Origin of the sequence: Streptomyces sp. BBFR25, from assembly GCF_044590125.1 — a bacterium.
Classification (GTDB): domain Bacteria; phylum Actinomycetota; class Actinomycetes; order Streptomycetales; family Streptomycetaceae; genus Streptomyces; species Streptomyces canus_D.
Genome location: NZ_CP172447.1, coordinates 5662654 through 5688543, shown reverse-complemented (window position 1 = coordinate 5688543; position 25890 = coordinate 5662654). Strand labels below are relative to the sequence as shown.

19 protein-coding genes are annotated in these 25890 nt (G+C 72.0%); 10 read left to right on the top strand and 9 right to left on the bottom strand.

Annotated elements, in window-relative coordinates; all coding sequences use genetic code 11:
• Positions 1-8: 8 nt before the first annotated feature.
• On the bottom strand, positions 9-608 hold the full coding sequence (locus ACGH52_RS26060) for a Uma2 family endonuclease (protein ID WP_076976398.1): 600 nt from the start codon (positions 606-608) through the stop codon (positions 9-11).
• Between the two features lie 236 nt (positions 609-844).
• Between ACGH52_RS26060 and ACGH52_RS26055 the strand changes: the two genes are divergently transcribed.
• The 4 genes from ACGH52_RS26055 to ACGH52_RS26040 all read left to right on the top strand — a co-directional run bounded on the left by ACGH52_RS26055 (position 845) and on the right by ACGH52_RS26040 (position 4130).
• Entirely contained in the window at positions 845-1783 is a 939-nt protein-coding gene (locus ACGH52_RS26055; protein ID WP_059301405.1) for a diiron oxygenase, read from the top strand.
• A gap of 62 nt (positions 1784-1845) precedes the next feature.
• Positions 1846-2499, top strand: a complete 654-nt coding sequence (locus ACGH52_RS26050; RefSeq protein ID WP_210974692.1) for a TetR/AcrR family transcriptional regulator — start codon at positions 1846-1848, stop codon at positions 2497-2499.
• A 52-nt stretch (positions 2500-2551) separates the two neighbouring features.
• Complete coding sequence (locus tag ACGH52_RS26045; protein WP_076976319.1) at positions 2552-2875, top strand: hypothetical protein; 324 nt, start codon at positions 2552-2554, stop codon at positions 2873-2875.
• Positions 2876-2978: 103 nt separating this feature from the next.
• The gene (locus ACGH52_RS26040) at positions 2979-4130 is read left to right on the top strand and encodes an NlpC/P60 family protein (protein WP_399942737.1); all 1152 of its coding nucleotides are present in this window, start codon (positions 2979-2981) and stop codon (positions 4128-4130) included.
• 297 nt (positions 4131-4427) lie between these two features.
• On the opposite strand, the gene ACGH52_RS26035 is transcribed toward ACGH52_RS26040, so the two are convergent.
• From ACGH52_RS26035 to ACGH52_RS26015, 5 genes are read right to left on the bottom strand one after another with little or no spacing between them, the layout of a single operon-like run.
• Positions 4428-5690 (bottom strand): styrene monooxygenase/indole monooxygenase family protein, encoded by a 1263-nt coding sequence (locus ACGH52_RS26035; protein WP_076976317.1) that lies wholly within the window; start codon positions 5688-5690, stop codon positions 4428-4430.
• 30 nt (positions 5691-5720) lie between these two features.
• Positions 5721-6362 carry an ATP/GTP-binding protein gene (locus ACGH52_RS26030; protein WP_059301396.1) on the bottom strand — a complete coding sequence of 214 codons (642 nt, stop codon included), beginning with the start codon at positions 6360-6362 and terminating at the stop codon, positions 5721-5723.
• Positions 6343-6786, bottom strand: a complete 444-nt coding sequence (locus ACGH52_RS26025; protein WP_059301394.1) for a DUF742 domain-containing protein — start codon at positions 6784-6786, stop codon at positions 6343-6345. Before ACGH52_RS26025 ends, ACGH52_RS26030 begins: the two co-directional genes overlap by 20 nt.
• Complete coding sequence (locus ACGH52_RS26020; protein ID WP_171987404.1) at positions 6783-7286, bottom strand: roadblock/LC7 domain-containing protein; 504 nt, start codon at positions 7284-7286, stop codon at positions 6783-6785. Before ACGH52_RS26020 ends, ACGH52_RS26025 begins: the two co-directional genes overlap by 4 nt.
• Positions 7283-10471 carry a nitrate- and nitrite sensing domain-containing protein gene (locus tag ACGH52_RS26015; RefSeq protein WP_399942732.1) on the bottom strand — a complete coding sequence of 1063 codons (3189 nt, stop codon included), beginning with the start codon at positions 10469-10471 and terminating at the stop codon, positions 7283-7285. The genes ACGH52_RS26020 and ACGH52_RS26015 overlap by 4 nt, the downstream gene beginning before the upstream one ends.
• 453 nt (positions 10472-10924) lie before the next feature.
• On the opposite strand from ACGH52_RS26015, the gene ACGH52_RS26010 reads away from it, so the two are divergent.
• Positions 10925-11716 carry a protein phosphatase 2C domain-containing protein gene (locus ACGH52_RS26010; protein WP_399942729.1) on the top strand — a complete coding sequence of 264 codons (792 nt, stop codon included), beginning with the start codon at positions 10925-10927 and terminating at the stop codon, positions 11714-11716.
• A 25-nt stretch (positions 11717-11741) separates the two neighbouring features.
• On the opposite strand, the gene ACGH52_RS26005 is transcribed toward ACGH52_RS26010, so the two are convergent.
• Positions 11742-12236, bottom strand: a complete 495-nt coding sequence (locus ACGH52_RS26005) for a MarR family winged helix-turn-helix transcriptional regulator (RefSeq protein ID WP_076976314.1) — start codon at positions 12234-12236, stop codon at positions 11742-11744.
• Between the two features lie 260 nt (positions 12237-12496).
• Between ACGH52_RS26005 and ACGH52_RS26000 the strand changes: the two genes are divergently transcribed.
• Positions 12497-13324, top strand: a complete 828-nt coding sequence (locus ACGH52_RS26000) for a lysozyme (protein ID WP_076976313.1) — start codon at positions 12497-12499, stop codon at positions 13322-13324.
• A 76-nt stretch (positions 13325-13400) separates the two neighbouring features.
• Here ACGH52_RS26000 and lon read toward each other — a convergent pair whose 3' ends face one another.
• Complete coding sequence (lon, locus tag ACGH52_RS25995) at positions 13401-15824, bottom strand: endopeptidase La (RefSeq protein WP_121702054.1); 2424 nt, start codon at positions 15822-15824, stop codon at positions 13401-13403.
• A 176-nt stretch (positions 15825-16000) separates the two neighbouring features.
• Between lon and ACGH52_RS25990 the strand changes: the two genes are divergently transcribed.
• From ACGH52_RS25990 to ACGH52_RS25975, 4 genes are all read left to right on the top strand, one after another.
• Complete coding sequence (locus tag ACGH52_RS25990) at positions 16001-16699, top strand: hypothetical protein (protein ID WP_059301384.1); 699 nt, start codon at positions 16001-16003, stop codon at positions 16697-16699.
• 113 nt (positions 16700-16812) lie between these two features.
• Positions 16813-17547: a response regulator transcription factor gene (locus ACGH52_RS25985; RefSeq protein ID WP_003973686.1), complete on the top strand. Its 735-nt coding sequence runs from the start codon at positions 16813-16815 to the stop codon at positions 17545-17547.
• Entirely contained in the window at positions 17544-18668 is a 1125-nt protein-coding gene (locus ACGH52_RS25980; RefSeq protein WP_059301382.1) for a cell wall metabolism sensor histidine kinase WalK, read from the top strand. The genes ACGH52_RS25985 and ACGH52_RS25980 overlap by 4 nt, the downstream gene beginning before the upstream one ends.
• A 283-nt stretch (positions 18669-18951) precedes the next feature.
• On the top strand, positions 18952-22773 hold the full coding sequence (locus tag ACGH52_RS25975) for a multifunctional oxoglutarate decarboxylase/oxoglutarate dehydrogenase thiamine pyrophosphate-binding subunit/dihydrolipoyllysine-residue succinyltransferase subunit (RefSeq protein ID WP_210974696.1): 3822 nt from the start codon (positions 18952-18954) through the stop codon (positions 22771-22773).
• 77 nt (positions 22774-22850) lie between these two features.
• On the opposite strand, the gene fxsT is transcribed toward ACGH52_RS25975, so the two are convergent.
• Positions 22851-25850: an FxSxx-COOH system tetratricopeptide repeat protein gene (gene fxsT / locus ACGH52_RS25970; protein WP_399942722.1), complete on the bottom strand. Its 3000-nt coding sequence runs from the start codon at positions 25848-25850 to the stop codon at positions 22851-22853.
• Between the last annotated feature and the right edge of the window lie 40 nt (positions 25851-25890).

Sequence of the window (25890 nt, the reverse complement as noted above, 5' to 3'; positions counted from 1 at the left end):
GGAGGGGATCACCGGCGACGGTTCACGGCGGTGAGGTCAATGTCGATGAGGAAAGGTACGGTCAGTTTGAGGCGGTTGTGGAAGATGCCGGTCAGACCGTACGCCTGCGTGGCAGGGTCGATCTCGTAGACGTAGACGACCGGCAGCCCCTGATTCTCTTCCACACGCCAGTAGTAAGGAATGCCCGCCCGCGCGTACTTCGGCGGCTTCACCTCTCGGTCCCGGTCTTCCGATTCCTCGGACACGACCTCGACGGCAATCACCACGTCCTCCGGCCGGTACCAAGTCTGCTTCGGTCCGGTGTCGGCATCCGCGTGGAACACGAGAACGTCGGGTTCCGGCCGGTTGCGTTTGTTGAGCTTGATGGTCATCTCGCGGATGACGTCCAGCTCTTCCGGCGCCTGCGCCAACAGGGCATTGTCCAGCAGTCGGATGACACGTGAGTGGAAATTGGTCTGCGGACTCACGAAGACAAGGCTCCCGTCGATCAGCTCCGTGTGCGGAGGCAGGTTGGGAAGCTCGTCGAGGTCGTCCGCCGTCCAGCCGCCCTCCGGCGGACGGGGCCACTCGTAGTCGTCGTCCAGCCCGTAGTCACGCGCGGCGCTCATGATCGCTCCCATGTACCGGAGTCTGACGGACACGGCCAGCGTACCCAGGACGAACGCCGACGGGGCGCTCCATCGAGTGGTCCCGCGCCGAGGCGTTGACGCCGCCCCACCTTTACTCGCGGTCAACAACTTCCGCGCAGGGGATTGACGAGCTTGCTGACACGCAGTCTCATAAGACGCAGCACGCTGGAGTGACCGCGGGTAACACGATCCGTTCGACGAGGTGGGACACAGCCATGACGACGCTGACGGAAGCCGACGCGCTCGAGGGCCTGCGCGACGCGCTCGGCCTGCTCAAGGACCGGGAGCAGGTGGCCGAACGGCTGCTCGACTCGTCCGCCAAGCACTCCTTCGACCCGGACAAGGAGCTGGACTGGGACGCGCCGTTCGAGGACGGCAAGTGGTTCTGGCCGCCGGAGCTGGTGTCGCTGTACGACACGCCGCTGTGGCAGCGGATGAGCGAGGAGCAGCGCATCGCGCTCTCCCAGCACGAGGCCGCCGCGCTCGCCTCGCTCGGCATCTGGTTCGAGCTGATCCTGATGCAGCTCCTGGTCCGGCACATCTACGACAAGGCCGCGACGAGCGCCCACGTGCGCTACGCGCTCACCGAGATCGAGGACGAGTGCCGGCACTCGAAGATGTTCGCCCGGCTGATATCCCGCGGCGAGACCCCGTGGTACCCGGTGAGCCCGGTCCACCAGCACCTGGGGCGCCTGTTCAAGACGATCTCCACCACGCCCGGCTCCTTCACCGCCACGCTGCTCGGCGAGGAGGTCCTGGACTGGATGCAGCGGCTGACCTTCCCGGACGAGCGGGTCCAGCCGCTGATCCGGGGCGTCACGCGCATCCACGTGGTGGAGGAGGCCCGGCACGTGCGGTACGCCCGTGAGGAGCTGCGCCGGCAGATGGTGACGGCTCCGAAGTGGTCCCAGGAGTTCACCCGGGTCACCTCCGGCGAGTTCGCCCGCGTCTTCTCCAAGGCCTTCGTCAACCCCGAGGTCTACACGAACGTCGGCCTGGACAAGCGGGAGGCCCTGGCCCAGGTCCAGGCCAGCGGCCACCGCAGGGAGATCATGCAGACCGGCGCGAAGCGCCTCACCGACTTCCTGGACGACATCGGCGTACTGCGCGGCGTCGGCCGGAAGCTGTGGCGGTCGTCGGGACTGCTGGCGTAGTCCGGCCGGTCCGGTCCGCCGACGTGGGTGGGTCCCGGTTCGTGCGGGTTACGCTGCGGTTCATGACCCCGCAGGCCCCCACCCCCGCCTACCGCCGACTCAGCGTCGAGGAGCGCCGCGTCCAGTTGCTGGAGGCGGCGCTCGTCCTCTTCGCGCACCGGCCGCCGGAGGAGGTCTCCCTGGACGACGTGGCCGAGCAGGCCGGGGTGTCGCGGCCGCTGGTCTACCGCTACTTCCCCGGGGGCAAGCAGCAGCTGTACGAGGCCGCGCTCGGGTCCGCCGCCGACGAGCTGAGGCTGTGCTTCGACGAGCCCCGCGAGGGCCCGCTGCTGGCCCGGCTCTCCCGCGCCCTGGACCGCTACCTCACCTTCGTCGACCAGCACGACACCGGCTTCAGCGCCCTGCTGCGCGGCGGCAGCGTGGTCGAGACCTCGCGGACCTCGGGCATCGTGGACGGGGTGCGCCGGGCCGCCGCCGACCACATCATGCGCCACCTCGACGTCACCGAGCCCGGCCCCCGGCTCCGGATGACCGTCCGGATGTGGATCACGGCGGTGGAAGCGGCCTCGCTGATCTGGCTGGACGAGGACAAGCAGCCGCCCGTCGACGAGCTGCGGGACTGGCTGGTGGAGCAGTTCCTCGCGGTGCTGACGGTCACCGCCCGCCGCGACCCGCAGACCGCCACGCTGGTCGAGGCGCTGGCGGCGGGCCTGTGACACCGGGCGCCGGCCTCGGACACCGGCGGCGCCGATCACCGACACTGGTGCCGTGAAGAGCGAAGACACCCCCTTCGAGGGCGGCCCCATGGACGGACGCGTGCTGCCCGTCCTGGTCGGGATGACCGGGCACCCGCCGAAGACGTACCGCATCCCCGTCCCGGACCCGGACGGCGGCCCGCCCACCGTGCTGGTGTACCGGCGCGTGCCCCGGGACGCGCGGGGCGGGCTGCGGTTCGCCCGGTGGAAGTACGCGTACGACCCCTCGGGCGGGCAGGGCTCCGGCCGGAAGTGGCCGTGGTCGAAACCGGACCGCCCGGCGGCCGCCGATCCAGACGCCACGCCGCGCGGCAAGCCGGACGACGCGGACGGGTGACCCCCTTGCGCCGATCCGCGCACACTCGGCGCGCGCGGCCCGCGATCCCGCCACATGCTCACCGTGCGGAGCGGACCCACCGCCCCGCACCGGAGGTGATGGCGTGTCAGGAAGGCTCCTGCGTCTGGTGTGTACGGCGGTGGTGACGGCCGGGATCGTCCTCGCGCCCGTGCCCGCCGCGGCCGAACCCGGACCCGGCCCGGCCGAGGGGGCGCCGGGCGACCGTACCGTGGCCGGACTGCTGACGGACCTTCAGCGGCTGTACCGCGAGGCCGAGCAGGCCACCGAGTCCTACAACGGCACCGAGGAGCGGCTGAAGAAGCAGCGCGCCCGGGTGGCGGGGCTGAACGCCGAACTGACCCGGACCCGGCTGTCGCTGCGGGACAGCCGCGGCGCGGCCGGGCGGCTGGCCCGGCAGCAGTACCAGAGCAGCAGCGACCTCTCCCCCTATCTGCGGCTGCTGCTGGCCCGCGACCCGCAGCACGCCCTCGACCAGGGACATGTGATCGGCCGGCTGTCCAAGGAGCGGGCCGAGACGGTGGGGCGGCTCACCGGCGACGCGAGGAAGGCCGACGAGCTGGCGGGGCGGGCCCGTGCGGCCCTGGACGAACAGGTGGCCCTCGCCGCGCGTCAGGTAAAGGAGCGGGACGCCGTGCGCGAGCGGCTGCGCGCCGTCGAGGAGATGCTCGCCTCCCTCACCCCCGAGCAACTGGCCGCCCTGGCGGAGCTGGAGCGGAGCGGGACCGACCAGGAGCAGGAGCGGTTCCTGGCGTCCGGCGCGCTGGGCGACGACGCCAAGCCGTCCGCCGAGGGCGAGAGGGCGGTGCGCTTCGCGGTGGGGCAGCTCGGCAAGCCGTACGAGTGGGGCGCGGAGGGACCGGCGTCGTACGACTGCTCCGGGCTGACCTCCGTGGCCTGGCAGCGGGCCGGGACGCCGATCCCGCGGACCAGCCAGGAGCAGTGGGCGCGCCTGGACCGCGTGCCGCTGGACGGACTGCGCCCCGGTGACCTGGTGGTGTACTTCCCGGAGGCCACCCACGTGGCGATGTACCTCGGCGACGGCATGGTGGTCCAGGCACCGCGCCCCGGCGCCGACGTCAAGGTGTCCCCGATCGCCGCCAACCCGGTCCTGGGCGCCGTCCGCCCCGACCCCGGCGGGGAGCCCGTACGGACCTACACCCCACCGAGGCTCCCCACGGGGGCGACGGACGGTCCGGACCGGGGGTACGCGGACGCGGGTCCTCCCGCCCGGTAAGTCCCGGGCCCGCGACAGGGGGCGCCGGGTCCGCGCGGCGTGATCCCTGACCGCCCGACGGGCGCGACGTCAGCCTCGGCCGCCCGACGGGCACGGAACCCCGGCCGCCCCACGGACACAGCGTGAACTCCGGCCACCCGACGGGCGCGGCATCAACCCCGGCTACCCGCCAGGCACGGCATCGGCCCCGGCCACCCCACGGGCACGGCGTGGACCCCGGCCGCTCGGGGGGACATGTGCGTCCGGCGGTCGCGACGTGCGTCCGCCGGTGGGTTGCCCCGTCCGACCGCCGAAGGCCTACGCGCCGGCCGCGCCCGAGACCTCTGCGAGGTAGCCCTCGGTCTTCGCCGGGTCGTAGAAGAAGTTCTCGAAGTCGGCCGGGTCGTTGAAGCCGTTGGCGAAGCGGTCGGCGACCGGCTGGAGCTGACCGGCGGCGCCGATCAGGTTCAGGACGTGCTCCGGCGGCGGGGCCAGCATGGCGTTGGTCCACTTGGTGACGTGCTGGGCCGTCTGCCAGTAGCGGTCGAAGGTCTGCTGCATCCAGGCCTCGTCGAACTCCTTCTCCCCCTGCTCCAGGATCGAGGCGAGGTAGGAGGCGGCGCACTTGGACGCGGAGTTGGAGCCCTGCCCGGTGATCGGGTCGTTGGCGACGACCACGTCGGCCACGCCGAGGACGAGACCGCCGCCGGGGAGGCGGCCGATCGGGTTGCGGACGGTCGGGGCGTAGCGGCCGGCCAGGGTGCCCCCGGCGTCGGTCAGTTCGACCTTGGTGGCCCGCGCGTACTCCCAGGGGAGGAACTTCTCCATGAGTTCCAGGGTCAGGGAGAGGTGCTCCGCCGGGTCCTTGACGTCCTTGAAGGCGTCGAGCGGGCCGCCGGGTATGCCCTCCCAGAAGAGGATGTCGGCGCGGCCCGAGGTGGTGAACGTCGGCATGACGAACAGCTCGCCGACCCCCGGCACCAGGTTGCAGCGCACGGCCTCCGTCTCCGGGTGCTCCGGGCGCGGGCCCATCCCGTGGACGTAGGCGACGGCGAGGGCGCGCTGCGGCTCGCTGTACGGGGAGCGGGAGGCGTCCCGGCCGAACATCTGGACCAGCTCGCCCTTGCCCGCCGAGACCAGGACGAGGTCGTAGGCGCGGGAGAAGTAGTCCAGGTCGCCGACGGCCGCGCCGTGGATGACCAGCTGGCCGCCGCGCTGCGCGAAGGTCTCCATCCAGCCCGCCATCTTCACCCGCTGGTCGACCGACTGCGCGAAGCCGTCGAGGTGCCCCAGCCAGTCGATCGCGCGCTGCGAGGGGCCCGGGTCGAAGGAGCCGGGGGCCGCCACCGAGACGCCGAGTCCCTCGATCTTCGGGGCCTGGGACTCCCAGAAGTTCAGCTGGAGATCGCGCTCGTGCTGGAGTGCCGTGTGGAACATGCACTGCGTCGACATGACCCGGCCGGTGCGGATCTCGTCCGCGGTCCGGTTGGACATCAGGGTGACCTCGTAGCCGTGCGACTGCAGGCCGAGGGCGAGCTGGAGACCGGACTGGCCGGCTCCGACGACGAGTATCTTCCGCATGCGGTTTTCCGTCTCCTACTCGGGGTTCGTCTACTCGGGTGTTTCGTCGAGCGCGTGGCCCACGAGGGACAAGAGGGTCTCGATGGCCGAGATCCGACGGCGCGCATCCATGATCATTACAGGTATGTGCGCCGGGATCGTCAACGCCTCCCGCACGTCCTCCGCATCGAACAGCTCGCTGCCGTCGAAGTGGTTGACCGCGACGACGTACGGCAGTCCGCAGCTCTCGAAGTAGTCCAGCGCCGGCCAGCAGTCCTTCAGGCGCCGGGTGTCGGCCAGCACGACCGCACCGATCGCGCCGCGCACCAGGTCGTCCCACATGAACCAGAACCGCTGCTGGCCCGGGGTGCCGAACAGGTAGAGCACCAGGTCGTCGTCGAGCGTGATGCGGCCGAAGTCCATGGCCACGGTGGTGGTGAGCTTGCCCGGGGTGGCGGTGAGGTCGTCGGTCTCCTCGCTCGCCTCGGTCATCAGCGCCTCGGTCTGCAGGGGCGTGATCTCCGAGACGGCGGTGACCAGCGTGGTCTTGCCCACGCCGAACCCACCCGCGACGACGATCTTCGTGGCGACCGGAGCGCGGGTGGGGTCCGTCTGCCAGGGCTGCACGGGCCCGTCGGTGTCGACGAGCGGGGGGACGCCGAACGCGGCGGCGTCAGAGACGACGGAGTCCACTGAGCACCCTTTCGAGCAGAGCGCGGTCCGGGCGGCCCGTGCCGTGGCCGGTCCCGGTGCCGTACACACGGATCTTTCCCTGGTCCGCCAGGTCGCTGAGGAGCACGCGGACCACGCCGAGCGGCATCTTCAGCAGCGCGGCGATCTCGGCCACCGTACGCATACGGCGGCACAGTTCGACGATGGCCCGCATCTCCGGCATCACGCGGGAGGTGAGGCCGCCGTTCGTCAGTTCCTTGCGCTCCTCGGCGGCTTCCAGCGCGGCGGTGCCGGCCGTGGCGCCGACGAACGTCTCGACGAGCAGGACGTGGCCGAAGCGGGTCCGGCCGCCGGTGAGCGAGTAGGGGCGCACGCGGGCCGGTTTGCGGTCGGCGCCGCGCACGGGGAGGTGCCCCCGGCCGTTCTTGGCGGGACTGCTGCTCATCGGGCGCTCCCCGTCGACTCGGACTCCAGGGATTTCCGCAGCTCGGTGCGGAGTTCGGGGGTCAGGACGTGGCCGGCGCGGCCGACGAACAGCGCCATGTGGTACGCCACGACGCTCATGTCGCAGTCCGCGGAGCCGTGCACGCCGAGCAGCGAGCCGTCGCTGATCGACATCACGAACAGGCTGCCCTCGTCCATGGCGACCATCGTGTGCTTCACGGTGCCGAAGTCCATCAGCCGGGCGGCGCCGACGGTCAGGCTGCCCACGCCGGACACGACGGTGGCGAGGTCGGCGGCGGAGCCGCGGGGGCCCGCCCGGGGCGTCTCGCGGACCTGCCGGGCCTCCTCGTTGCGGCCGGGATCGGAGGACAGGAGCAGGAGCCCGTCGGAGGAGACCACGGCGACCGACTGGATGCCGGGCACCTCCTCGACGAGGTTGGACAGCAGCCAGTGGAGATTGCGGGCTTCACTGCTCAGTCCGAAGGTACTGGGCGCGGTCAACTGCTTGCCTCCTCGACGGTGCCCCCCGTGGCTTCTTCGGTTGTGTCCGCGTCGCCCGGCGTCTGGTGCCGTCCGGTGCGATCCGCGATCTCCGCCTCGACATCGCGGCGGCCCGCCTCCGCCCCCTGGCGGAATCCGCCCAGGCGGCGGCGGAGCGCGGCGGCGTCGACGGAACCCGACGTGCGCGGCCGTGGGGCCGCCGCCGGGGTGGTGAGCTTCGGGGTCCGCTTGGGCAGCCCCTTCTCGGTGACGGGCTCGGCGGGCTCGGCACCCTCGTCCGCGGTGCGGTCGTGGGCGTCGGGGCCGATGGCGTAGGGGTCGGCGGCCCGAGGGCCGGGGATCCGGGCGGCGTCGGTATCCGGCGAGGGCTGTTCCGCTGCCGGTTCCGGTGCCGGCTCCGGTGCCGGTGCCTCGGACGGGTCCGGGGGCGTCGGGGGCAGCAGGAGCGCCATCGTCGCGTCGTCGGGGAGGTCGTGGCCGGGGGCGTTCGCCGCCTCGCGGGACGACGCATCCGCCGCGGGCTCCGGATCGGCCGCGGTGCCCGTGCCGGAGCGCGGGTCCGTGCCGGGGCCCGGGTCCGAGTGGGTGCCCGTGTCCGTGTCCGCGTCCGGTGCCTGGTCCGTCGCCGGTCGCGATGCCCGCTCCGGGGCGGTGTCCCGGGTGGTCCCGGAGGCCGGGTCCGCGACGGGCTCCGACGCCGGGGGCGTCACGGAGGCCGGGGCATCGAACGGGTTCGGGTCCCGGCTCTCCACCTCGTCGGCTGCGTCAGACGCGGCGGCGGTCTCGGAACCAGTGCCCGCATCCGACTCGACGGGCGTCTCGGCCCCGGAGCCCGCGCCGCTCTCGGTGCCCGCCTCGGCACCGGAGCCCGTCTCGGACTCGGCCCGTCGTACGGCCCGTTCCGCCGAGGCCACCAGGGGGTCCGCGCTCTCCTGCGTGCCCTTCTCCGCGCGGCCGTGCAGGACGTTGGAGTTGGCCTCCGCGTCGGCGCCGGGCAGGGTGAAGGAACCGGTGCCGTCGGACACCGGCACGGTCGGGGCCAGCGCGGCCGGAGGGGCCGCCGCGAGCAGGGGGCCCGGGAGGACGACGACGGCCGCGACGCCGCCCTGCTTCTGCTCCCGCAGCCGGACCCGCGCCCCGTGCCGGTGGGCGAGCCGGGCGACGACGTAGAGGCCAAGCCCGAGACCGTCCTCGCCCTCCTGGTCGTACGGCGCGTCCGGGTCGAAGTCGGTGAGGCGGGCGTTGAGCCGCTGGAGGCGTTCGGTGGCCATGCCGATGCCCTCGTCCTGGACGGAGAGCATCACCTCGCCGTTCTCCAGGAGCCAGCCGGAGACCTCGACGGGCAGGTCCGGCGGCGAGAAGGAGGTGGCGTTCTCCATCAGCTCGGCCAGCAGGTGGGAGAGGTCGTCGGCGGCGAACCCGGCCACGTGCGCGTGCGGCGGCAGCGCGGCGATGCGCACCCGCTCGTACCGCTCGATCTCGCTGACCGCGGCCCGGACCACGTCGACCAGCGGCACCGGGGAGGCGCTGTGCTGGACGTGCTCGGTTCCGGCGAGGACGAGGAGGTTCTCGCTGTGCCGGCGCATGACCGTGGCGAAGTGGTCGAGCTTGAACAGCGTGGCGAGGCGGTCCGGGTCCTGCTCGCGCTCCTCCAGGCTCTCGATGACGGCGAGTTGCCGCTCGACCAGGCCGAGGGTGCGCAGCGCGAGGTTGACGAAGGTGGAGCCGATGCTCTTGCGCACCACCTCCAGCTGGGCGGCGGACTCGGCGAGTTCGGCGCGCAGTTCCTCGCGGGCGTCGGCCATCTTCTGCCGCTGGCCGACCAGGTGCTTGCGGTCGGACTCCAGCGTGGCGACCCGCCCGGCGAGCGTGGCGGCGTGCGTGTGCAGGGCGTTGACGGAGCGGACCACCTGCGCGAACTCGTCGTTGCGGCCGGTGAAGGCGATCGGCTCCTGAGCCGTCGCGTCCTCCGCCTCGGCCAGCCGGGCCGAGCCGCGGCGCAGCACCGACAGCGGACGGGTCAGGGTGCGGGCCAGGGCGGTGGCGATGCCGACGGCGAGCAGGATCAGGGCGCCGAGGACGGCGATCCGGATCTCCAGCGCGGTGACGTCGTCGTCGCGCAGCTGCTCCAGGGCCTGGACGCGCTTCTCGTACAGGGCGGACTCGGCGCCGCGCATCGCGTCCACGCGGGCGGAGAGCGCGGCGTCCAGCCGCTTGGTGCTGGTGCGCAGGTCGCCGTCGGAGAGGGTGGGCTCGTCGGTGAGGCCGGCGAGGTACTTCTCGGCCGAGTTGACCTCGGGCCCGGCGACGGTGGCGTCGAAGCTGCTCCGTGCCTCCTTGGGTGCGCCCTCGCGGAAGTCGGCGAGGGCCGCGTCGGAGCGCACCCGGGCCTGCTGCGCGGCGGCGGCGAGGGCGTCGCGCTGCTCGGCGTCGGCGTCCGAGGTGCTGGTCGTCTCGGTCGGCAGGCCGGTGACCGGGTCGATGACGGTCTCGGTCGTGCTCGGCACGTTCAGGGCCGCCAGCAGCAGACCGCGGGTGGCGGCGGCCTGCTGGACGGCGGTGTCCAGCTCGGCGAGGGCGTAGGCGCCGGAGCCCGCGCGCGGCGGCATCTCCTCGGCCAGCTGCTCGGCCAGGGCGTGGAGTTCGGTGATGGCCTCCGAGTACGCCTCGTGGGCCTGGAGCGCGGTGCTCTTGCCGGTGAGGGCGGCGCGGCGCAGCGCGGCGACCGCGTCGAGGTCCTCGCGCAGGGAGGCGGGCGTGTCGGGGTCGGCGCGCAGCTCCTCCACCTGGCGGTCGACGCGGGCGCTGCGCTGCTCGGAGGGCGCCTTGGACTTGGGGCGTCCGGCCGCGATGTACGGGGTGACCTCGTCGCGCTCGTCGGCGAGGGAGTGGGCGAGGGTCAGCGCGCCCTGGGTCTGCTCGGCGAGCGTCACCAGCTCCTGGGAGTCGTGCAGTTGCCCGGAGGCGGCCACGACCGACGGGGCTCCGGCTCCGGCGACGGCGGCCGCCACGACCGCCACCGCGACGATGAGGCGGTTGCGTACATGGGTGGGACGGCCCTTGCCGACGGGGGCCTGTGGCGGCTGCGGAGGGGTGGAGGTGCCGGGGGTGCGCTCCGCGCTCCCCACGGGGGCCGCCTGCTTGCCTGTGCGACGAGGCCGCGTCTTCTGCACCGGTGCTCGCATTCCTGACTCGTGTACCCGGGGGTCCGGGTGGCGCTCCGTCAACTGGCCGGTCGGGGGCGCGTGCACCCTCCGCCGGGCGCTGGGCTGCTCCCCTGCCGCCGGCAGTGCGTCGGGCGGGGAGACCGCGTGAGCGGGGCAGGCCCCCCACCGGTTCCCGACCCTCCCAGTGCCGGTGGGCGGTGAGCGCGCATCATCCGACCCGCCACCCGAAGGAGTGAACCCCGGAGGGGAGTTGAGGAGCAAGTTCCCCCGGCTCGTGCCGCACGGGTGTCCGGCGAGCCGGTTGGACGTCTGCGGCGGGCGGTGGCACTATGTGCCGCCACGCGCCGCCGGAGGCTGGAATTCCACCCCAAATCCGGCGCCTGACCTGCGTAGGGGCGTCGATTCCGGGAGGTCCGGAGGAAGTTGCCAGCCTTGTGCGAACGCCGTGAAGGGGTCGTGCAGACTGGCCGGATGCGTACGGAACTCGTCTCGGAACCAGGCCTCGCCGACCAGCCCAACGAGGACTTCGCGAGCGTCGGACTACCGGCCTCGGGACGGGGTGGTTCACTCGTCGTGCTGGACGGCGTGACGCCGCCACGGACCGCGACGGGCTGTCTGCATTCCGTGCCCTGGTTCACGGCGCGCCTGGGTGGGGCGCTGACCGAACTGACCGTTTCACTCCCGGATCTCCCCCTCGCCGATGCCCTGTCCCGCGCCATCGCTCGTACCGCGGCGGTGCACGCGGAAACCTGTGACCTTTCTCACCCACGCACACCGCAGGCAACCGTGGTCCTCGCCCGCTGGTCCCCCGCCGAGGTCGAGTACCTGGTCCTGTCCGACTCGGCCCTGCTGGTGGAGGCGTCCGACGGCACCCTCACCCCCGTCCTGGACGACCGGCTGTCCCGGCTGCCCCGCTCGGCGCTCGTGAGCGACGCGGTGGTCGACGCCGAGCTGCGCAACAAGGAGGGCGGGTTCTTCACGGCCGCGGCCGACCCGGAGGTGGCGGCGCGCGCCGTGACGGGGGCGCTGCCGCGTGCGGAAGTGCGGACGCTGGCGGCGCTGACGGACGGGGCCGCGCGGTGGGTGGAGAAGTTCGGGGAGGGCGACTGGGCGGACTGCCTGGCACTGGTGCGCAAGCAGGGCGCGCAGGCCCTGGTGGACCGGGTGCGGGAGCTGGAACGCGCGGACGCGGCGGGTGCCCGGGCGTTCCTGGGACGCAGCAAGACGCACGACGACGCGACGGTGGTCTACGCCGAGTTGTGAGACGGACGGCCGCAGGGCACCGGTACTACTTCTCCATCCCCCGGTTGAGTTCGTGCAGCAGCCGGGCCAGTTCCGTGACCTCGCGCGGGTCCCAGTCGGCGAGTCGGCGGGCGTACCGGGCCCGGCGGGCCTCCCGGACCCGGCCGACGCGTTCCTGGCCCTCCGGGGTCAGGGTGACCAGCCAGGCCCGGCCGTCCGCGGGGTCCGGCTCGCGGGCGACGAGTCCGAGGTCCTCCAGGGCGCGCAGCTGGCGGGACATCGTCGCCTTGCCGACGCCGATGAAGGCGGCCAGCTCGGTGGCGCGCTGGCCGCCGCACTCGCCGAGCCGGACGAGAAGGCCGTACGCGGACGACTCCAGGTCGGGGTGGACCTCCCGGGCCATCTCCCCCTGGTTGGCCCGTGCCCGCCGCAGCAGGACGGTCAACTCCCGTTCCAGGGCGAGGAACTCGGGTTGGTTCACACCACTGCCGGACAGGCGGGCTTCGCCTGCGCGACCGCCGCCGTTCCCGTCTTCGTGCACGTCAGCCCCTGCCTCGCTTTTTTTCCGGTTTTCCCGGTCCTGAAAGTTTCCACCACTGGCCGCCATCGCCGCAGCTCGCCAAGTATTTCGCAGGCTTAGACCAACGGCGGTTCCCGGACCTCTTCCACCCGCCGTTTCTACGTGCGTAGAGTCTTCACCGGACCTCCGGATGGCATGCGCACGCCATTCCCGTGCCCTCCAGGGGTTCTCCCCACTCGCGCATCCCCCACCGAGCACCACCGAGCCATCGGAGGCACGTCATGCCCGTGCACAGATCCGGATCGGCCCGCGGACGGCGGTTCGCCGTCACCGGGATCCTGCTCGCCGCGTTCTCCCTCGTGTTCACCCTTCCCGCCGACGCCTCGTCGTCCGCGGACGTCCCACCCCGCGGCTCCGCCCACATGGGCATGGGCGTCGCGGCCCACGACGGCGAACACGGCACCCCCGTCCCGGGCCGCGCGGTCCAGACGGAAGGCGTCGACGTCTCCAGCCACCAGGGCAACGTCGCCTGGTCGACCCTGTGGAACAGCGGCGTCAAGTGGGCCTACGCCAAGGCCACCGAGGGGACGTACTACACCAACCCCTACTTCGCCCAGCAGTACAACGGCTCCTACAACGTCGGCATGATCCGGGGCGCGTACCACTTCGCCACCCCGGACACGACGAGCGGCGCCGCCCAGGCCAACTACTTCGTCGACCACGGCGGCGGCTGGTCCAGGGACGGCAGGACGCTGCCGGGCGCGCTCGACATCGAGTGGAACCCGTACGGTGCCGCCTGCTACGGCAAGTCGCAGAGCGCGATGGTCTCCTGGATCCGCGACTTCCTGAACACCTACAAGGCCCGCACCGGCCGGGACGCCGTCATCTACACGGCCACCAGCTGGTGGACCCAGTGCACCGGCAACTACGGCGGCTTCGCCGCCAACAACCCGCTGTGGATCGCCCGGTACGCCTCGACGGTGGGCACGCTGCCGGCCGGCTGGGGCTTCTACACGATGTGGCAGTACACGTCGTCAGGACCGACGGTCGGCGACCACAACAAGTTCAACGGCGCGCTGGACCGCGTCCAGGCGCTCGCGAACGGGTGACGCACGACACGTGCGGCGACGGCCCGGACTCCACAGGGAGTCCGGGCCGTCCCCTTTCCTCATCCGGTCGCGTCCGTCACGCCGCGACCGGAACCTCGCGCTCCGCACCGTTGGTCGCCGGTGCGAGCGCCAGTTCCAGGACCTGGCGGACGTCGGTGACGGCGTGCACGTCGAGCTTGTCCAGCACCTCCGCGGGGACGTCGTCCAGGTCGGGCTCGTTGCGCTTGGGGATGATCACCGTGGTGATCCCCGCCCGGTGCGCGGCGAGCAGCTTCTGCTTGACCCCGCCGATCGGCAGCACCCGCCCGGTCAGCGAGACCTCGCCGGTCATCGCCACGTCGGTGCGGACCAGCCGGCCCGAGAGCAGCGAGGCGAGGGCCGTGGTCATGGTGACGCCGGCGCTCGGGCCGTCCTTGGGGACCGCGCCCGCCGGGAAGTGGATGTGCGCTCCCCGGTCCTTCAGGTCGCCCACCGGCAGTTCCAGCTCGGCCCCGTGACTGCGCAGGAAGCTCAGCGCGATCTGCGCCGACTCCTTCATCACGTCGCCCAGCTGACCGGTCAGGGTCAGCCCCGCCGCGCCGGTCTCCGGGTCGGCCAGCGACGCCTCGACGTAGAGGACGTCGCCGCCCGCGCCGGTGACCGCGAGGCCGGTGGCCACGCCGGGCACCGCGGTGCGCCGCTCGGCCGGGTCCTGGGCGGACTCGGGCACGTGGTGCGGCCGCCCGATCAGCGAGCGCAGGTCGCCCTCGGTGACGGTGAACGGCAGCTCCCGCTCGCCCAGCTCGTGCTGGGCCGCCACCTTGCGCAGCAGCCGCGCGATGGACCGCTCCAGGGTGCGCACGCCCGCCTCGCGGGTGTACTCGCCCGCCAGCTTGCGCAGCGCGCCCTCGTCGACGGTGACCTCGTCGGCGTCCAGTCCGGCCCGCTCCAGCTGGCGCGGGAGCAGGTGGTCACGGGCGATGACGACCTTCTCGTCCTCGGTGTAGCCGTCGAGGCGGACCAGCTCCATGCGGTCGAGCAGGGCCTCGGGGATGGCCTCCAGGACGTTGGCGGTGGCGAGGAAGACCACGTCGGACAGGTCCAGCTCGACCTCCAGGTAGTGGTCCCGGAAGGTGTGGTTCTGGGCCGGGTCCAGGACCTCCAGCAGGGCGGCGGCCGGGTCGCCCCGGAAGTCGGAGCCCACCTTGTCGATCTCGTCGAGCAGGACGACCGGGTTCATGGACCCCGCCTCCTTGATGGCCCGCACGATCCGGCCGGGCAGCGCGCCGACGTACGTGCGCCGGTGGCCGCGGATCTCGGCCTCGTCGCGGACGCCGCCGAGGGCGACGCGGACGAACTTGCGGCCCATCGCGTGGGCGACGGACTCGCCGAGGCTCGTCTTGCCGACGCCGGGCGGGCCGACCAGGGCCAGTACGGCACCGCCGCGCCGGCCGCCGACCACGCCGAGGCCCCGGTCGCCGCGCCGCTTGCGCACGGCCAGGTACTCGGTGATGCGCTCCTTGACGTCCTTCAGGCCCGCGTGCTCGGCGTCGAGCACGGCCTGGGCGCCCTGGATGTCGTAGGCGTCCTCGGTGCGCTCGCTCCACGGCATCTCCAGGACCGTGTCGAGCCAGGTGCGGATCCAGGAGCCCTCGGGCGACTGGTCGGAGGACCGCTCCAGCTTGTCGACCTCCTTGAGCGCGGCCTCGCGGACCTTCTCCGGCAGGTCGGCGGCCTCGACCCGGGCGCGGTAGTCGTCGGACTCCTCGCCCTCCTGCTCGCCGTTGATCTCGCGCAGCTCCTTGCGGACGGCTTCGAGCTGGCGGCGCAGCAGGAACTCGCGCTGCTGCTTGTCGACGCCCTCCTGGACGTCCTTGGCGATGGTCTCGGCGACGTCCTGCTCGGCGAGGTGGTCGCGCAGCTGCTGCGTGGCGAGCTTCAGGCGGGCGACCGGGTCGGTGGTCTCCAGCAGCTCGACCTTCTGCTCGGTGGTGAGGAAGGGCGAGTAGCCGGAGTTGTCGGCGAGCGCGGACACGTCGTCGATGGCCTGGACCCGGTCGACGACCTGCCAGGCGCCGCGCTTGCGCAGCCATGCGGTGGCGAGGGCCTTGTACTCCTTCACCAACTCGGCGACCTGGCCGGGCAGCGGATCGGGAACGGTCTCGTCGACCCGGGTGCCCTCGACCCAGAGCGCGGCGCCCGGGCCGGTGGTGCCGGCGCCGATGCGCACCCGGCCCCGGCCGCGGATCAGGGCGCCGGGGTCGCCGTCGGCCAGGCGGCCGACCTGCTCGACCGTGCCGAGCACGCCGGTGGCGGCGTGGGTGCCGTCGATGCGCGGGACGAGGAGGACCCGGGGCTTGCCGGGCTCGGACCTGGCGGCGGCCTGGGCGGCCTCCACCGCGGCCCGTACCTCGGCGTCGCTCAGGTCCAGGGGGACGACCATTCCGGGCAGGACCACTTCGTCGTCGAGCGGCAGCACGGGCAGGGTGAGCGGTGTGAAGGCGGCGGACTCAGCAGCCATGATCTCCCCTTCGGCAGTCAAGTTGAGTTACATCGACTCAATGAAAGGGAGCCTCGGATTGTTCCCCAAGGGTTGTTCGCTCTGAGCGATCAAGCTCCGCGGGTCGCGACCCGCCTCTCGGACAGCACCGTCGCAACGGCCCGCATTCCTCCGCCGGGGGGTGCCAGGATGGGCCGATGCCCCTCACTACCCACGACTCCCCCGAGGCCCCCGAGGTGCTGGACCGCCGCGAGGGTCCGTACGGCGAGGTGGTCCTGCGCCGGCACGGGACGCTGCTGCAGATCATCGCGAACGGCTGCTTCCTGATGGACACCTCCGACGGGCGTTCGGAGCGGCGCCTGGTCGACGCGGCGGCCGACGCGCTGGCCGCCACCGGCGGGCGGACCGCGCCGCACCTGCTCATCGGCGGGCTCGGCGTCGGCTTCTCCCTGGCACACGCGGCCGCCGACCCCCGCTGGGGCCGGATCGCGGTCGTCGAACGCGAGGCCGCCATCATCGACTGGCACCGCACGGGACCGCTGGCCGCGCTCTCCGCCGACGCGCTGGCCGACCCCCGCGCGCAGATCGTCGAGGCGGACCTGGTGGGTTACGTCAATGAGACATCCGACACGTACGACGCCCTGTGCCTGGACATCGACAACGGCCCCGGCTGGACCGTCACCGAGGGCAACGACGGGCTGTACGCACCGGCCGGACTGGCAGGCTGCGCACGCCTGTTGAGGCCCGGCGGGGTGCTCGCCGTATGGTCCGCGCAGCCCTCTCCGGAATTCGAAGAAACCTTGCGTAATGCCGGTTTCCAGCAGGTGCGTACCGAAGAGATCCCCGTTGCCCGGGGCGTTCCGGACGTCGTGCACATCGGCGTCGGGCCTGGATAGCAAAGGCGCGGTGACTCCCCGTACGCTGCTGCCCTGACGCGGATCATTCAAGCGTCAAGCGCAGTCATGGGATCACCCCACGGATTCCGGAAAGCACACCTCAGGGGCGGGCGATGGAGCAGACACAGACCTCCCACAACGGCACGGCCACCCAGGGCGCCCAGCGTCGGGTGCTGGTGGTCGAGGACGATCAGACGATCGTGGACGCCATCGCGACCCGTCTGCGCGCCGAGGGGTTCCTGGTGCAAACGGCGGGCGACGGTCCGTCCGCCGTCGACACGGCCGAGGCATGGCAGCCCGACCTGCTGATCCTCGACATCATGCTGCCCGGCTTCGACGGCCTGGAGGTCTGCCGGCGCGTGCAGGCCCAGCGGCCGGTGCCGGTGCTGATGCTCACCGCGCGCGACGACGAGACGGACATGCTGGTCGGTCTCGGCGTGGGCGCCGACGACTACATGACCAAGCCGTTCTCGATGCGCGAGCTGGCCGCCCGCGTGCACGTGCTGCTGCGGCGGGTGGAGCGGGCCGTGGTGGCCGCCTCGACGCCGCGCAGCGGCATCCTGCGCCTGGGCGAACTGGAGATCGACCACGCGCAGCGCCGGGTGCGGGTGCGCAGCGAGGACGTCCACCTCACCCCCACTGAGTTCGACCTGCTGGTCTGCCTGGCGAACACCCCGCGCGCGGTGCTCTCCCGCGAGCAGCTGCTCGCCGAGGTGTGGGACTGGGCGGACGCCTCCGGCACCCGGACCGTGGACAGCCACATCAAGGCGCTGCGCCGGAAGATCGGCGCCGAGCGCATCCGCACCGTGCACGGCGTGGGCTACGCGCTGGAGACGCCGACGCCATGAGCCGAGGACGGGAAGCCGCACGCAGGAGCCCCGGCTCCCGGCACTCGGGGGAGCCCTGGGGCGGCGTACGCCCGTTCTCGATCAAGACCAAGCTCGGCGCGCTCGTCGTCACGTCGGTGCTGATCACCACCGGCCTGTCGGTGATTGCGGTGCACACCAAGACGGAGCTGCGCTTCATCACGGTGTTCTCGATGATCGCCACGCTGCTGATCACGCAGTTCGTGGCGCACTCGCTGACCGCGCCGCTGGACGAGATGAACGCGGTGGCCCGGTCCATCTCGCACGGCGACTACACCCGCCGGGTGCGCGAGAACCGCCGCGACGAGCTGGGCGACCTGGCCGTCACCATCAACCGCATGGCCGACGACCTGGAGGCCCAGGACCTCCAGCGCAAGGAGCTGGTGGCGAACGTCTCGCACGAGCTGCGCACCCCGATCGCGGGCCTGCGCGCGGTGCTGGAGAACATCGTCGACGGCGTCACCGAGGCCGACCCGGAGACCATGCGCACCGCCCTCGGCCAGACCGAGCGGCTCGGCCGGCTGGTGGAGACGCTCCTTGACCTCTCCCGCCTGGACAACGGCGTCATACCGCTGCGCAAGCGGCGCTTCGAGGTGTGGCCGTACCTGTCGGGCGTGCTGAAGGAGGCCAACATGGTCGCCTCCGCGCGCGCGGGCATCGCCTCCGGTTCCGGCAGCCACACCCGCACCGACGTGCACCTGGCACTGGACGTCTTCCCGCCGGAGCTGACCGCGCACGCCGACCCCGAGCGCATCCACCAGGTCGTCGCCAACCTCATCGACAACGCCGTCAAGCACAGCCCGCCGCACGGCCGGGTGACGGTCAGGGCGCGGCGCGGGGAACTGCCCGAGTCCCTGGAGCTGGAGGTGCTCGACGAGGGGCCCGGCATTCCGCGCTCGGAGTGGCGCCGGGTGTTCGAGCGGTTCAACCGGGGTTCGGTGTCCCGGCCGCACGGTCCGGGCAGCGACGGCGGCACCGGTCTGGGCCTCGCGATCGCACGCTGGGCGGTGGATCTGCACGGCGGCCGGATCGGCGTGGCCGAATCCGAGCGGGGCTGCCGGATCCTCATCACTCTTCCGGGCCTGCCGTCGACGACCGGTTGACGTAGGGTTCGAAGCGGAGCGTCAAGATCCACTGCATCCGCGCTGGCGGACACGTGTGATCAGGCACGGACCCGCGTTTTCGTGGCGCCGGGTCCCGGTCTCCCGATCCCTCACACAGCAGAACCTCGCTTGTTTCCCGCCATTTCCAGCGCCGAAACGCGGTCTGTGATGTGACTTACGCGACGATGAACGGGCCCAGCCTGACCTTCCGGGGCCGGTAGGCGTAGCCTTGATTCCCGCTGTCCACCATCTTGTGAAGAAGCGGAAGAGGGCGGTTCTCGCCGTGTCGCCACAGTCCCCCAGTAACTCGAGCATCTCGACCGACACCGACCAAGCGGGCAACGCGGGCAAGAACCCCGCGGCCGCGTTCGGTGCCAATGAGTGGCTCGTCGACGAGATTTATCAGCAGTACCTCCAGGATCCGAACTCCGTGGACCGAGCCTGGTGGGACTTCTTCGCCGACTACAAGCCCGGAGCGGCGGCGCAGCCCGCGCCCTCCGCCGTGACCACGGACTCCGGCAGCACGCCACCGGCCGCCCCCGCCCCACCGGCGCAGGCCCCCGCCCCGGCCCAGCCGAAGGCGGCGGCGCCCGCTCCCGCGCAGCCCGCCGCGCCCGCGCAGCCCGCACCCGCCGCTCCGGCGGCGAAGCCCGCCGCCGCGCCCGCGCCGGCCAAGCCCGCCGCCAAGCCTCAGGCCAAGGCCGCCGCGCCCGCCAAGGACGGCGACGCCGCCCCCGAGGGGCCCGAGCTGGTCACCCTGCGCGGCCCGGCCGCCGCGGTCGCGAAGAACATGAACGCCTCGCTGGAGCTGCCGACGGCCACGTCCGTGCGCGCCGTCCCGGTGAAGCTGCTGTTCGACAACCGCATCGTCATCAACAACCACCTCAAGCGCGCCCGGGGCGGGAAGATCTCCTTCACGCACCTGATCGGGTACGCGATGGTGCAGGCCATCAAGGCCATGCCGTCGATGAACCACTCGTTCGGCGAGAAGGACGGCAAGCCGACCCTGGTCAAGCCGGCCCACATCAACCTCGGCCTCGCCATCGACCTGGTCAAGCCCAACGGCGACCGCCAGCTGGTCGTCGCGGCGATCAAGAAGGCCGAGACGCTGAACTTCTTCGAGTTCTGGCAGGCCTACGAGGACATCGTCCGTCGCGCCCGCGACAACAAGCTGACGATGGACGACTTCACCGGCGTCACGGTCTCGCTGACCAACCCCGGCGGCCTCGGCACCGTCCACTCCGTGCCGCGCCTGATGCCCGGCCAGTCGGTCATCCTGGGCGTCGGCTCCATGGACTACCCCGCGGAGTTCCAGGGCACCAGCCAGGACACCCTGAACAAGCTCGGCATCTCGAAGGTCATGACGCTCACGTCGACCTACGACCACCGGGTCATCCAGGGCGCCGCCTCCGGCGAGTTCCTCCGCCAGGTCGCCAACCTGCTCCTGGGCGAGAACGGCTTCTACGACGAGATCTTCAAGGCGCTGCGCATCCCCTACGAGCCGGTCCGCTGGCTCAAGGACATCGACGCCTCGCACGACGACGACGTCACCAAGGCGGCCCGCGTCTTCGAGCTGATCCACTCCTACCGGGTCCGCGGCCACGTCATGGCCGACACCGACCCGCTGGAGTACCAGCAGCGCAAGCACCCCGACCTGGACATCACCGAGCACGGGCTCACCCTGTGGGACCTGGAGCGCGAGTTCGCGGTCGGCGGCTTCGCCGGCAAGTCCCTGATGAAGCTGCGCGACATCCTCGGCGTGCTGCGCGACTCGTACTGCCGCACCACCGGCATCGAGTTCATGCACATCCAGGACCCGAAGCAGCGCAAGTGGATCCAGGACCGCATCGAGCGCTCGCACACCAAGCCGGAGCGCGAGGAGCAGCTGCGCATCCTGCGCCGCCTGAACGCCGCCGAGGCGTTCGAGACGTTCCTGCAGACCAAGTACGTCGGCCAGAAGCGGTTCTCCCTGGAGGGCGGCGAGTCCGTCATCCCGCTGCTCGACGCGGTCATCGACTCCGCGGCCGAGTCCCGCCTGGACGAGGTCGTCATCGGCATGGCCCACCGCGGCCGGCTGAACGTGCTGGCCAACGTGGTCGGCAAGTCGTACGCGCAGATCTTCCGCGAGTTCGAGGGCAACCTCGACCCGAAGTCGATGCACGGCTCCGGCGACGTGAAGTACCACCTGGGCGCCGAGGGCACCTTCACCGGCCTGGACGGCGAGCAGATCGCGGTCTCGCTGGTCGCCAACCCCTCGCACCTGGAGGCGGTGGACCCGGTCCTGGAGGGCGTCTCGCGCGCCAAGCAGGACATCATCAACAAGGGCGGCACGGACTTCACCGTCCTGCCGGTGGCGATCCACGGCGACGCGGCCTTCGCGGGCCAGGGCGTGGTGGCCGAGACCCTGAACATGTCGCAGCTGCGCGGCTACCGCACCGGCGGCACGGTCCACGTCGTCATCAACAACCAGGTCGGCTTCACCGCCGCCCCCGAGTCCTCGCGCTCCTCGATGTACGCCACCGACGTGGCCCGCATGATCGAGGCCCCGATCTTCCACGTGAACGGCGACGACCCGGAGGCCTGCGTCCGCGTGGCGCGGCTCGCCTTCGAGTTCCGCCAGGCGTTCAACAAGGACGTGGTGATCGACCTCATCTGCTACCGCCGCCGCGGGCACAACGAGACCGACAACCCGGCCTTCACCCAGCCGCTGATGTACGACCTGATCGACAAGAAGCGCTCGGTGCGCAAGCTGTACACCGAGTCCCTCATCGGTCGCGGCGACATCACCCTGGAAGAGGCCGAGCAGGCGCTCCAGGACTACCAGGGCCAGCTGGAGAAGGTCTTCACCGAGGTCCGCGAGGCCGTCTCGCAGCCGGCGTCCGCGGAGCCCTCGGAGCCGCAGGCGGAGTTCCCGGTCGCCGTGAACACCGCGATCAGCGCGGAGACCGTCAAGCGCATCGCCGAGTCCCAGGTCAACATCCCCGACCACATCACCGTGCACCCGCGGCTGCTGCCGCAGCTGCAGCGCCGCGCGGCGATGGTCGAGGACGGCACGATCGACTGGGGCATGGGCGAGACCCTCGCCGTCGGCTCCCTCCTCCTGGACGGCGTCCCGGTCCGGCTGACCGGCCAGGACTCGCAGCGCGGCACCTTCGGCCAGCGTCACGCGGTCGTCATCGACCGTGAGACGGGCGACGAGTTCACCCCGCTGCTGTACCTGTCCGAGGACCAGGCCCGGTACAACGTCTACAACTCCCTGCTCTCCGAGTACGCGGTGATGGGCTTCGAGTACGGCTACTCGCTGGCCCGCCCGGACGCGCTGGTGATGTGGGAGGCGCAGTTCGGCGACTTCGTCAACGGCGCGCAGACGGTCGTGGACGAGTTCATCTCCTCGGCCGAGCAGAAGTGGAACCAGACGAGCGGCGTGACGCTCCTGCTCCCGCACGGCTACGAGGGCCAGGGCCCGGACCACTCCTCGGCCCGCCCGGAGCGCTTCCTCCAGCTCTGCGCGCAGAACAACATGACGGTCGCGATGCCGACCCTGCCGTCGAACTACTTCCACCTGCTGCGGTGGCAGGTGCACAACCCGCACCACAAGCCGCTGGTGGTCTTCACCCCGAAGTCGATGCTGCGCCTGAAGGCGGCGGCCTCGAAGGCGGAGGAGTTCACGACGGGCCAGTTCCGCCCGGTCATCGGCGACGACTCGGTCGAGGCGTCCGCGGTGAAGAAGGTCGTCTTCTGCGCCGGCAAGGTCTACTACGACCTCGACGCCGAGCGGAAGAAGCGCGGCGTGACGGATACGGCGATCATCCGCATCGAGCGCCTGTACCCGCTGCCGGGTGCCGAGCTCCAGGCGGAGATCGCCAAGTACCCGAACGCCGAGAAGTACCTGTGGGCCCAGGAGGAGCCGGCGAACCAGGGTGCCTGGCCGTTCATTGCGCTCAACCTGATCGACCACCTGGACCTGGCGGTCGGCGCCGACGTCCCGCACGGCGAGCGCCTGCGCCGCATCTCGCGGCCGCACGGCTCGTCCCCGGCCGTCGGCTCGGCCAAGCGGCACCAGGCCGAGCAGGAGCAGCTGGTGCGTGAGGTCTTCGAGGCCTGAGCCCCGCACCGCCCGACCGACCGAAGAGGCCGGCCCCCGTCCGCGGGGCCGGCCTCTTCGGGTGGTTGCCCGGCGTCTCAGCCGAGGTAGGGCTCGAAGTCCCAGTACGGGCGGGTGCGCTGACGGGCGGAGAGGGTGTGCGGATGCTGGGCGCCGAGCGTCCGGGTCAGGCCCAGCAGCCCGTCCTCCTCCAGCTTTCCGGCCTCCTCGTGCTCCCGGGCCGCCCGCAGGTCGGCGGCGAGGGCGACCTGGCATGACAGCGTCAGCGGATGCTCGGCGCCCAGTGAGCGCTGCGCCCGGCGCACCGTGTCCCGGCCCAGCTCCACCGCGTCGGCGATCCGCCCGTTGAAGTTGCGCGCGCCGGATGCGCACAGGGCGCAGCCGAGCACCCAGGGGTGGTCGGGGCCCAGGGTGGCGGTGAGTCCGGCCAGGGCCGACTCGAACATGGACATGGCCTCGGCCCGCTCACCGGCCGCCTGCATGATCAGCCCGGTGTTGGCGAGCATGCCGGTGGCGACGGGGTGGGCGGGCCCGAGCAGCGCCCGGTACCCGGCCTCGGCCTCCTCGATCAGCTCGCGGGCGTGGGCGAGGTCTCCGTGTTCGCGCAGGTAGTTGCCGTAGTTGGTGATGAAGTTCAGGGTGCGGTAGTGCTCGCGGCCGTGCACCTGGGCCAGCTCTTCGAGCAGGCTCTCCATCGAGGGGCCCACGTCCTGGTACCCGCCTTCGCGGCAGCGGCACATCACCAGGTGGGTGCGGGCGCCCAGGGTCTGCGGGTGCTGCGCGCCGAGCACCTGCACATGGAGTCGGACCACCGGTTCCTGCCGGGCCATCGCCTCGCGGTAGCGCCCCAGCAGCCGCAGGTCGTGCGTGACGGCGATGGCGGAGTTGAGCGTGCTGATGTGCCGGACCCGCAGGACGCTCTCCCGGCTGCCGAGGTTCTGCAGGTCGAGTTCGTAGGCGTCCGCGTACCGGCCCAGCAGGCGCAGGCTGACCCCGAGGTTGTGGCGGGCGCGCAGCGTGACGGGCTCGTGGGTGCCGAGCAGTCCCCCGGTGCCGTCCAGGACCTCCTGCTGGAGCTGGTACGCCTCGTCGTAGCGTCCCAGGCTGCGCAGCGAGCTGGCCATGGAGTCCTGGGCGGCCAGTTCGGCGAGCATGTTGGTGTTGGATGCGGCGCGCAGCCGCTCCAGCACGGACCGGTCGAGTTCGTACGCCTCCCGGAACCGGCCGCTGGCCTGCACCAGGTTGCTCTCCTGCGCCGTCAGGTCGAGCATCGGCTGGGACAGCGGCGGAAGCACCTTGGCCCAGCGGTCGCGGATCCGCTGGGCCAGGGCCAGGCCGGTGGTGTACTCGCCGCTGCGGACGCAGTAGCGCAGGCTGTTGAGCACCGCCTCCTGGACGCGTGGCCGGGTGCTGTCGAACGCCCCCGAGGGTTCGAGGTGCGGCAGCAGTTCGGCGTACCGCGGCCAGTTCCGGCTGTCGAGGGGGTTGCCCGGGTCCGCCTCGGCGAGCAGGGTGCGTACGGCCTTGCGGTGGGTTTCGCGGCTGTCCGCGCCGATCAGCTTGGTGATGATGTCGTGGACGAGCCGGTGCATGTGCACCGACTCCTGGTGGGGCCCCATCTCGACGCCGACCGGTCCCCGGGTCTCACGGGTGAGCACGGAGTAGTTCACCAGCGTGTCCAGGGCCCGCGTCCAGGCCGGCAGGTCCGCCGTCATCCACCGCAGCTCCTCGGGGAGGTCGGCGTGCGGGTAGGCGCGGATGAGCCCGAGCGGAATGCGGCCGGGCGCGAACGAGGTGCACAGGCCGAGTACGTCGAGGGCCTGCGGCTGCGCCCGGCGCAGCCGGTTGAGCAGTATCGACCACGAGGTCATGGAGGACTGCGGGAACCCCTCGCCGGTCACGGGCTCGTCCACGGTGGAGAGCCGGCGCTCGCGCACCATCCGCAGGTACTCGGGCACCTCCATCCGGGACTCGCCGAGCCAGGAGGCCGCCTGCACCAGCGGCAGCGGTACGTCGCCGAACTCGGCGGCGACCTCGTCGGCCTCCGCGGCGGTGATGTGGGCGGCCCGGCGCATCAGGTAGCCGACGGACTCGGCGCGCACGAAGGCCGGCACCTCCAGGACCTCGGCCCGCTCGCTCCACCCGCGGTTGCGGGAGGTCACCAGGACGTGACCGGCGCCCTGCGGGAGCAGGGTGTCGGCGCCCGCGGTGTCGTCCCAGCCGTCGAAGACGATCAGCCACTTGGCGTGCGGATCCCCGCGGCGCAGCGCGTTGCGTACGGCACGGATGCGCTCGCCCGGTTCGCTGCCGCTGCGCAGCCCGAGTTCGACCGCGAGTTCGCCGAAGCGGTCGCGCTGGATGTTGCGGTCGTCGGAGTTGACCCACCAGACGACGTCGTAGTCGGTGCTGAAACGGTGCGCGTACTCGGTCGCGAGCTGGGTCTTGCCGATGCCGGACATGCCGAGCAGGGTGCAGACGGCGGCCCCGCGCTCGGCGTCGGCGAGACGCTGGTGCAGGGTGGTGAGCAGGTCGTCGCGTCCGGTGAAGCGCGGATTGCGGTGCGGTACCTCGCCCCAGACGTCGCAGCGGGTGTCCGGGTAGCGCACCGGGGTGGCCGGGGTGCGCGGGGTGCGCAGGCGGCTCAGGCCCAGCCGGGTGAGCAGCCGCTCCTCGGCGCCCTCCTCGCCGATCCCCCACAGGCTGGCCGGTTCCAGGACCGCCGTGGCCGGCAGGAGCGGGCGGTTGGTGAGGTTGACGGCCGCGATGCGGTCGGCGTGCGCGGCGACGAAACCGCGCAGCACGTCGTTCCACTCGCCCGCGGGGCGCGGGCCGAGTTCGAAGAACCAGTCGTCGAGGACGAGGAGCACGCGCCCGCTGGACAGGAGCAGGTCGCCGAACGAGTCCTCCAGGGGGACCTCGCGCGGCGGGTCCCAGCGCTGCAGGGTGGTGCGGTGGCCGTGGCGCTCCAGGCACTGCCCGATCCACGCCGCCCACGAACGGTGGTATCCGGGGAAGACCACCAGAATGTGCTCCGACGCCGTGGCGCCGTCCGCACCGGACCGCCGCTGTTCCGTCATCACCGCTCCCGTTCCCGCCGCGTCCGCCGCGCTCGCGCAC